The sequence below is a fragment of the Nostoc flagelliforme FACHB-838 genome, assembly GCF_014698065.1.
Classification (GTDB): domain Bacteria; phylum Cyanobacteriota; class Cyanobacteriia; order Cyanobacteriales; family Nostocaceae; genus Nostoc; species Nostoc flagelliforme_B.
On sequence record NZ_JACJSI010000246.1, the window covers coordinates 1 to 8,712 of the forward strand.

The 8,712-nt window shown below is 44.7% G+C and carries 10 protein-coding genes; 5 read left to right on the forward strand and 5 right to left on the reverse strand.

Annotated elements, in window-relative coordinates:
* Nucleotides 1-105 precede the first annotated feature (105 nt).
* Genes H6G97_RS39230 through H6G97_RS39245 form a run of 4 tightly spaced genes read right to left on the reverse strand, consistent with a single transcriptional unit; the run spans nucleotide 106 to nucleotide 1,912 of the window.
* The gene (locus H6G97_RS39230) at nucleotides 106-381 is read right to left on the reverse strand and encodes a hypothetical protein (protein WP_190946052.1); all 276 of its coding nucleotides are present in this window, start codon (nucleotides 379-381) and stop codon (nucleotides 106-108) included.
* Nucleotides 378-590 carry a hypothetical protein gene (locus tag H6G97_RS39235; RefSeq protein ID WP_190918582.1) on the reverse strand — a complete coding sequence of 71 codons (213 nt, stop codon included), beginning with the start codon at nucleotides 588-590 and terminating at the stop codon, nucleotides 378-380. The genes H6G97_RS39230 and H6G97_RS39235 overlap by 4 nt, the downstream gene beginning before the upstream one ends.
* A gap of 3 nt (nucleotides 591-593) precedes the next feature.
* A complete protein-coding gene (locus tag H6G97_RS39240; protein ID WP_242055869.1) occupies nucleotides 594-869 on the reverse strand; it encodes a hypothetical protein in 276 nt (91 codons plus the stop codon).
* 5 nt (nucleotides 870-874) lie between these two features.
* Nucleotides 875-1,912: a ParM/StbA family protein gene (locus H6G97_RS39245; protein WP_190918578.1), complete on the reverse strand. Its 1,038-nt coding sequence runs from the start codon at nucleotides 1,910-1,912 to the stop codon at nucleotides 875-877.
* 281 nt (nucleotides 1,913-2,193) lie between these two features.
* Between H6G97_RS39245 and H6G97_RS39250 the strand changes: the two genes are divergently transcribed.
* From H6G97_RS39250 to H6G97_RS39270, 5 genes are all read left to right on the forward strand, one after another.
* Nucleotides 2,194-2,361: a hypothetical protein gene (locus tag H6G97_RS39250; protein ID WP_190918576.1), complete on the forward strand. Its 168-nt coding sequence runs from the start codon at nucleotides 2,194-2,196 to the stop codon at nucleotides 2,359-2,361.
* A gap of 328 nt (nucleotides 2,362-2,689) precedes the next feature.
* Complete coding sequence (locus tag H6G97_RS39255; protein WP_242055870.1) at nucleotides 2,690-5,935, forward strand: DUF5906 domain-containing protein; 3,246 nt, start codon at nucleotides 2,690-2,692, stop codon at nucleotides 5,933-5,935.
* A 2-nt stretch (nucleotides 5,936-5,937) separates the two neighbouring features.
* Nucleotides 5,938-6,189 carry a hypothetical protein gene (locus tag H6G97_RS39260; RefSeq protein ID WP_190918574.1) on the forward strand — a complete coding sequence of 84 codons (252 nt, stop codon included), beginning with the start codon at nucleotides 5,938-5,940 and terminating at the stop codon, nucleotides 6,187-6,189.
* Between the two features lie 379 nt (nucleotides 6,190-6,568).
* The gene (locus H6G97_RS39265) at nucleotides 6,569-7,156 is read left to right on the forward strand and encodes an RNA polymerase sigma factor (RefSeq protein WP_190918573.1); all 588 of its coding nucleotides are present in this window, start codon (nucleotides 6,569-6,571) and stop codon (nucleotides 7,154-7,156) included.
* A gap of 5 nt (nucleotides 7,157-7,161) precedes the next feature.
* Nucleotides 7,162-7,773 (forward strand): LptA/OstA family protein, encoded by a 612-nt coding sequence (locus H6G97_RS39270; protein ID WP_190918571.1) that lies wholly within the window; start codon nucleotides 7,162-7,164, stop codon nucleotides 7,771-7,773.
* Nucleotides 7,774-7,845: 72 nt separating this feature from the next.
* Here the strand turns inward: H6G97_RS39270 and H6G97_RS39275 are convergent.
* The coding region (locus H6G97_RS39275) for a DUF3991 and TOPRIM domain-containing protein (protein ID WP_190946053.1) at nucleotides 7,846-8,712 on the reverse strand (867 nt) is incomplete at its 5' end.

An 8,712-nucleotide genomic window follows, 5' to 3' on the forward strand; every position in this document is an offset into this window, starting at 1 on the left:
TCTCTTCGCTTGCCTTTCGAGTCATTGAAAATGAAAGGGGCATTGACTCGACAATTAGAGCGATGGCTGTAGCGCAGTTGTTGACCACGGAATTCATAGAGGTGGTTACGTTGTAAGGCTGTCATTGAAAGCATAAGTTTGTCCCTCAACTTGGGAATAAAACTCGATATTTAGGATTGCTTCGTGAATCTCCATCAAGGCTTGAACGGCATCACCCAGACGCAGGTCATTCGATGTACTGAACCGCTCGGACGCTTCGATTTGTTTGTAATTGGGCGATGCTTGCACAAACCTTAGAGTCTGTTCGCAACCCAGGATGATGGTCATGATTTCGGTTGTTGTTAGTGATGGTTGTGTCTTTTGGGTGTGTTGGTGGCTCATAACTTCTTTCCTTTCCTTTGGGTTTTGATTGGTGCGGTTGGTGCTTCTGGTTGACTCGGCTTTTGAAGTACATAGCTGATGGCTCCTGCACCTCCCACAACTGCGGCGATGGTGAACATATTGTTTCTGCCAAGCTGCTGCACTCCGAAATAGCCAAGGGCTAGAAAGCTAAGAGCAGCAACAGAGAATCCAAGTGTTTTGTATTTCATTACTTAAAAGCTCCCCATTGGAGCAAATTTCTTAGCTTGTGGTGATGGTTGAGGTTTGATAGATGGTGGCTGATTTGGGACTTGTGTAGGCGTTTGAGCTACTAGAGATGACTGTATAGGTAGTTGGTGTGAGTGCTTTAAGCAGTTAACCAAACAATCACCGTAATTAACTAGCAGCAGGGTAAACAGTTGAGAGAGGTTATCGATTCCAGTCGCTTCTAAGATTTCTTCGGCTTTGGGCTTGTACTTGGGATTAAGAACAATTCTTGTTTGCGTCATTGGCATTACTCCTGATAAGCCATTGCAATGATGTTGAATAACTGCGGCGATGGGGCAATCTTAAAGCGATCTCCAGAAGTTGCACAGATAGGGGCGGCGATATCTGCACTCCCGCCTACAATCAAGACTTCTCCCAACTCTGGTAGGTGTTGCGCCCACTTTGAGCGAATTTCTCTCCGGGCAGACTCTACCCACTGGTCACAGGCTTTTTCAAAGATGGAGGAGAAATCAAGCTTGTCTGTCCCGTAGAGGCAATCACCTCGTGCGATCGCGTCCATGATGCCCTGTAAACTAGGGCTGTAATCGAGAGAGTACACCTCTTTCATCTCTACCGCTACTTGCTGGGCGAGTGCCTTGGTTCCGGGTAGAATCACCTCCGCATCATGGATCATGGTTCCGTTGGGCGTGTAAATTCTGGCTATAGCCGTGCCGCCTCCTAAATCCCAAATCGCGTTTTTCGCCTCTGGGAAGCTGAAAAAACCTTGATTTAAAGCGTAGTGGAATGCTGGCTCAGTCTCATCAACAGGGACGACTTCACCCACGGTATAGGTGATGTATTCACCATTGCGTTTAAATTCTTTGGTCAATGGGTGGTTAGCAATTCGCTTTACTGCGGCTACATCGTCATCGTTGAGAGTATTCGGCAGTGCCACAATCATCTGCTGGATGTGTACGGTTGTTTGTCCGGGATTGGGCTGGATTGCAGAAAGTGCCAGGATGGATGCCAATTGGCATTTATCTGTTTGGAAGGTCGGCTCACCACCTAGTTCTTGAGCTAATCGCCCAATTACAAAGCGTTTACCATCAACTTCAATTAATACTGACTGGTCATCGGGCTTGAGCCGCTTCCACTGATATTCACTGACTTCTTTTACAACACTGAGCAAACATTGCACAAGGTTGTTGGGGTCAATCCATTTCACAAAACGGTTGCCGCCATCGAAAACTACTCGCGGTCTTACCTGTCCGTGCTGTGGACTTACTTTCCCGTTACTCGGCGGATATGATAAGCCGTAAACTGGCTGGGTATATGCGTAATTCATGGTTCAGATTTTAGGGTTAATTCTTTGATTGATAAGCGTTTGCGGTCATTTTTAGGCGGCTACTAAGTCCTACAACCTATTTATCCTTGGTGTGGCTTTTCACGCGCTTCATCGTCCGTTTTGCGCTCATGTCTATTAAGTTAACACAGTAATGGCTATAGTGGCTATAAAGACACTATAGCCATTACTTATACAAAAGTGGCTTTACAGCAATAAAATGCTATATAGCCACTACTGCTTTCATTTGGTGGCTGTAGTGGCTATACTGTGCATAGGTTTCTATGAGTGACCAAGAAAAGAAAATGGTACAAGTCCGCATAATTGTGCCAGAAAATTACCGACGGCTGTTTAAAGCGTATTGCACAGAGATAGGTACAGATATGAGTAAAAGGATTACTGAGTATATAGAACAAGAATTAATTAAGGCAGGCAAACTAAAAGATGATTAGCATCACTGAAGTTTACCGTTTATATTTCACGGCAAGACGCACAAAACCTTATTGTTTTCCGCGCACAGGGTAAAAACTCATGTTTGTATAGATACACTGTGCAAAAAGCACAAAAAAAAGGGTAGTCCCCACCTACTTTAGGGTACGCCACCTCCTACTAGAGCTATGCCATACCAAGACGATTGTCAGTCGTCGCCAAAGCGGTCAGTCCTACCGCAACATCATTATTCATTAATTTCTATAGCTCTAGCGTAACAGTGGCGTGCCTGAAAACGGAAGGGATTACTCAATCTTTATCGAAAGTAATCACTAAATTCAGGAGCCACAAATGAATACGGTAAAAATTGAGAATGCGCCCGGACTCTCACATCATGGCGCACTACTGAATAATTCAGATCCCCTTATTATAGCACAGTCAGCTACAGGGGAGCAAGAGTTAGCAGCACGCAATACCAAAACTGCCAGTGTAGAAAATAAACGCCTGTTCGATACACCAAAAAAAACTAATGCCTCAAGAACTCAACAGGCATTTGAAAAATTCGACATCCGAAATTTTCAAGACCAACTAGAACCGTCCAAAGTTAAAAATAAGTTTATTTGTCCAGTTTGTGGCGGGAATGACTTATCTATTGTCCCAGAAACCGGGAAGTACAGATGCTTCAATAATTGTGAGTGTAAGGACATCAGAGAGGCGATTAAACCCTGGGCTGAAGTGGTGGCAGAAAAGGCAGGGGCTAATTACACTCCATCCCTAAACCGTTTGGCAGCAAAGCCCAAGAGAATCTTGCCCAAAAGTGCGCCAATTCCAGATGGTGAATTAGCACTGGTGATGTTGACCCAAGCGGCGACTGACATACCCCAAACTCAAAACATAACTTGCAAGCTCCCAAAGGGAATACCAGGGAATGCAACACAAACAATCTATCCTTACTCACAAAGCCAATGGGTAATTCGCTATGAATGGGCGGATTATATCAAAGAGAAGGGAAAAGATAAATCCTTCCGCCAATGGCACAGGCTCCCGGACGGCACACCAGAGATGAGAAAAGGGGATGAACCCTGGAAAGCTTACCGCATTGATGAAGCGATCGCCGCCGCTAAATCTGTGGCAGGAACCCCGGCACTACTCCAGCATGAGGGTGAGGGATGCGTAGAAGTTGGTCGCTCGCATGGTTTTGCTGGGATTACGTTTCAGGGCAGTGGATGGGACAAAAAAACCATCACCCCAGAATACCAACTCCTGAAAGATTCAGGCATAGGATTAATCATTTTTCTGCACGATGCCGATGACACTGGCTTAAAGAAACTCCAAACCTGCCAGGACTGTGCAGCCGAGGTGGGAATCGCATTGATCGGAATTAACCCCCATGATATCTGCCCTGGCTTACCATATAAGTCATCAGATATTAAAGAAATTTTGGGGCAGATGGAAGTACCAGAGTTTATCCGTAGGCTAGAGCAGGAGATCCACGCGGCCGTGGCAGAGCGATGCCTACAGCAAGCTGCGCTAACGCAACAGGCAGAGGTAAATGTCATTGATAGTGATGACCAAAATCCGGTTATAGCCTTTACCCAGCAAGCTTTTCAAGCTCTCTACGGCGATAAGAACTGGATTTGTGCTGCTGATAAGCTTTACTACCACACTGGCAATCACTATAAACACTCTCCAGATTCCGCAGAACGTAAAAGAATCTACGACTTTTGCAATTCTTTTGTGGTCGAGAACGAGCAGGGTAAAAAAACTTGTCCTTATGCTTCGCCCAGTTCAGTCAAAAAGGTTTTGGAATGGGTAAAAATGGGGACAGAAATTGATCCAGAACTAATCAATCCTCCTGGCGTAAATTGCACTAATGGGATAGTCAGGGTTGAGTGGGAAGGCAGGGATTTTACAATAAGATTAGACCCGCATACGCCCCAGGACTACTTCATTTATGAACCGTTAATTGAATATGACCCGTCGGCTGACGATACATATTGTGAGCAACTTTTAGCTTGTTTAGACAAGCCACAGCAAGAAATATTTCTTAGAAATGTTGCTGCATCACTTGACCTTCAAAATGTTAGGAAATTTAGAGGGAGAGAGGTAAAAGCAATGTTTGCAATTGGTCTTGGTTCTAATGGTAAAGATGCTCTGCGCGAATGTGTATCAACCATTTATGGGAAAAACGGATTAACTTCTGTTTCTTTGGGTGACTTTCAATCTTATGACGAAGGTAGAAAATTCGGACTAGCCCCACTTATATATAGTCGAGTTAACTGGGCTTCTGAAAACCCACAAACATCTAGGATTGATAGACTTCAAAGTTTAAAATTATTTGTCACTGGAGATACACTGCATTGCGAACAGAAAGGGAAAGACCATATAGAATTTTCTTCTGACGCAATAGGTATTTTCAACCTGAACGAGACTCCCGCTTTTCAAGGCGTAATACAAGCAATCAAAGATAGGATTGCAATTTTAGAATTCAAAAAAACCTTTGTAGATAATCCTGATCCAAATAATCCAAACGAGATAAAAGGAGACCCCCGATTCCGCTATGACCCAGAGTTTATCAGAACGAAATTAGCCCCCGCATTCCTAAATAGAATGCTAAAAGCTCTCAACAACCTCATAGAGTCAGGGATTGATTACGAATGTACAACCGACGCTTTCCGCAACCTTCAGAGAGAAAATAACCACCTATTTGATTTCATTGAAGACGAAAAACTCGGTTACGTCGAAGGCGGCGAGATGTCGGCAAGCGCTTTGTGGATGCTCCTAGAGAATTGGTACAAGCAAAACGGCACATTAACTATAGATGACAACAATCGTAGGACATGGATCGACCAAGTTCGCCCCAGCGACAAAAACGTGAAGGGCATCAACCAAATCATCGCTCGAATCGCTCAACTCTTCCCCAAAGCAGTTAAAGGGTCTAGGTACTGTGATGTTCGCAAAAAACAGATTCCAATACTGAAAGGCATCGGGATTTTGGAAGTTACCCGCCCCACTTTCGAGTCAACCCGCCCCATACCCGCCCCACTACCCGCCCCAGAAACCCAGTCACAGCAAGCAACCCGCCCCACCCGCCCCAGTTTTTCTAATTTTGGAAAAAACATTGAAGAGGAAGAAATAAAAATTGAATTGCTTTCTCCGACAATGGAAAAAGAGGAATATGTAACCCCAACTGGGGCGGGTGAGGCGGAAGTCTTGCAGGATAAGGAAAATTGGGGCGGGAACTGGGGCGAAACTGGGGCGGTTAGCTCCCAAAGTGGGGCGGGTAGCTCCCAAAGTGGGGCGGAACCCTTACCTGACTTGGAAAACTCATGCGTCACTGGTGCGTCAGAGCTAGAAAGTGGTGCGGGTGAATCCGAGTCGGTGCGATCTTCCGAAGATTCCAAGGTTTTAGCTTCTCTTGCGATCGCTTGTATCTTGGAATCCCCTAATCCAAGTTGGGAGGTGATTAAGGATATTTTGAGTGAAATGGAAATTCTTTCTTACTCGGAACTGCACGGGTTTTTGACCTTGGGTGAATTCGCGCAACTTGAGATGCTAGTACCAGCCGCCGAGAGAGAGGTTCACTTTGGCTCATAAAAATGGGTGGTCACTGCCACCCGTTAGCTTACTGTTTTATAAAAAAACTACTTAAGGGTATCCGCCGTTCGCTATATTTACCCCAACAAACGGAATTGTTTGTTGGGAACTCGGTTAAAGTGCGATCGCTTAGTGGTGCTGTCAAGTTTGCAGGTGAGATGACCAGCTATGACAAAACACATGGGACTATTACTGTGGTGACTGAGGAAGGCAACCGAGATGTCTACCTTAGAGAAGTATTTGTAATTGGTTGAGTTAGGTTTTGTTGCTTCTTAAAAAGTGCGATGGCGTAACCGCCCGCTCTCTTGCGATCACTATTTGGGCTAATCTTGGTCTGGATGCTTTACTGTGCGCCAGTTTAACCCCAATGTCGCAGCAGACTGTGTTAAAACCTGCCCCACGTAGCAACTGCATTTTTGGTTGAGGTGGCGAGGTGATCTCTAAGGCATAGCTCAAAGACGGCAGATAAATTCGGCATCCCTACTAGAAGTTTTCATCCGTCCGGTGTTATGAAGTGTTGTGCTGATTGACTTCAGGGCTATCAAAAAAACTTTTTTAGACTTGCCTGTTACGAAATGATAGTCGTCTGCGACATACCTAATAGAACCTTTTTTTGATGCAAGGAAAGCATGAATGGATTTTCTCTCGTCGTGTCAGCCTTACAACCAATACTTATCAGAACTCATTTTGAGGTCAGATGAAGAGTTAGCTCAGAAGGCACTGCATAGTTCAGAGGCTTTTGCAGAACTCTACCGACGCAATCTCAAAGCCGTTTACAGCTATCAGTTAGCGAGAGTAGGTAACGTGCATGATGCTCAAGATTTAACTACCCAAACATTCCTAGCAGCCCAAGAAGGAATCTCTAGTTTTCGAGGACAAGGTAAATTCGCGGCTTGGCTGATGGCAATTGCCCGTCGAAAATCAGCAGATTATTTTCGTGGTAAGCGTTCAACATTACCATTGGAGAAGGCTTCTCAAGTTGCGGACAGTTCAATTACACCAGAAGAATTCGTCAATCAGCAATTTTCCTTAGAACAGGTTGCTCAAGCCCTGAGACGACTTAGCCCTGAGCGAGCAGAAGCCATTGCCCTGAAAATATTTGCAGGACTGAGTGTAGCCGAAACAGCACAAGTCATGGGAAAAAGTGAAGCTGCTGTCAAAATGCTGGGTTGCCGTGCTTTAAAAGACCTCCGTAAGTATTTAGCCACAACTTGTGAGTGAAGATCATGAATTTTAAATCTGATAAACCTACTGATTTATCTGAGTTAGATATTGAATTACTTTCTCATCTAACTGACCTTGCAACAGAGATTGAGCCAGACCCAATTTTTCAAGTTCAACTCGAAACCAAGCTATTGCAAGCGCATCAATCTGCATTAAAAAAAGCAAATCCAATTAAGATTTCGTTTAGACGATGGAATCGTCACCTTCCTTTAATTGCTGGTGTCTCACTTGCAATTACTGTTATTTTGGGTCTTCCTACTATCACATCAGGACGGCTGCCTCAATGGATTGCATTACTGCTAAACTCAACAGTTGATACACGAGCAAATGCACAGACTATTGCCCAATTAATTGAAACAGGAAAAATTACCCTCCAGGCAGACGCTCAAGAATACAATGAGGACACTCAAGAAGTAAGAGCGATTGGTAACGCTACTTTTGTCTATTCAGAAGCTCAAATTCAAGGGAGCGCTGATCAAATTCGATTTGTACCAACAGGACGGCAGGTTATTCTGTCTGGTAATGTTCAAATTTTGCAGAAGGGAGAGCAATTACGAGGCAAGGAAGCAATTTGTTATCTCGCTCAACAGCAGTGTACTTTAAGTCAAGATTAATCTATTTTTGAATGTTGAATGATTATATAGAGCCTGAAATCTCCTTGCATTGACTGCCTTGTATCATTCCCGTTAAAGACTCAATTCATCTTCCTGCTGTTGCTGTTGCTGCTGTTGCCTTAACTGTCGCCCATAATCAAGTAGCTGCTGATTCCAATCACTGGCTTTAGATTTTTTGATTTGGGACTGTGGCATTAGTTCTAATACACGCTGTGCTGCCGCATCAGCGCTTTTATCGTTACCAAACGCCACCAGTATATTAGGAACTTTCTGCAATCGCTCAAGTGGTAAGCTCTTGATGTCATCAATAGCCATATAGACTGTTCGTTCGGGTGGAACATCGCCCCTCTTCAGATATTCCAGCATGGCTCTTGAAATAGCATCGATGGGGGACTTACATAGAATCGCTGTTGAGGTAAAATCATTAGCCTTACCCCCCAAGTGGAAGTAAAACCAGCAAGAGCGGCGTTTGGTTCCTTTCTCGTATCCTTTAAAAGTGTTGTTCTCTCCCCTAGTTCCTCTTAGGAATGCACCGTTACGTTGACCATCAAGATTTCGCATGACGAACACAGCATTTTGTTGCTGATCAGCGTAAACTAGCCCCTGGTTATGAAGCATTTGTACACAGTCAGAGCGGATGCCCCGAAATTGAGTGAGGTAATATTCAACGGCAGACCAGTTAGCTTTATCTTCAACGGGTGGGGTGAATTGGGGACGGGGTTCAGTCTGGATAATGTCAGCCGCCCTGTTCTTAACGTGAGCTAGAGCTGCACGTTCTACTCCAGCTGACCCGAATCGCTCATCTAACCAGACAACCGCCTGCCGGAAATTGCAATTGTTAACGTGCATCACCAAGTCAATCGCACCCCCTGATCCCTTTTGTTGATCGGGGGCAAAGTCGTAGAATTTGGGCCCATCTATATTAATGATGTGTCCGTG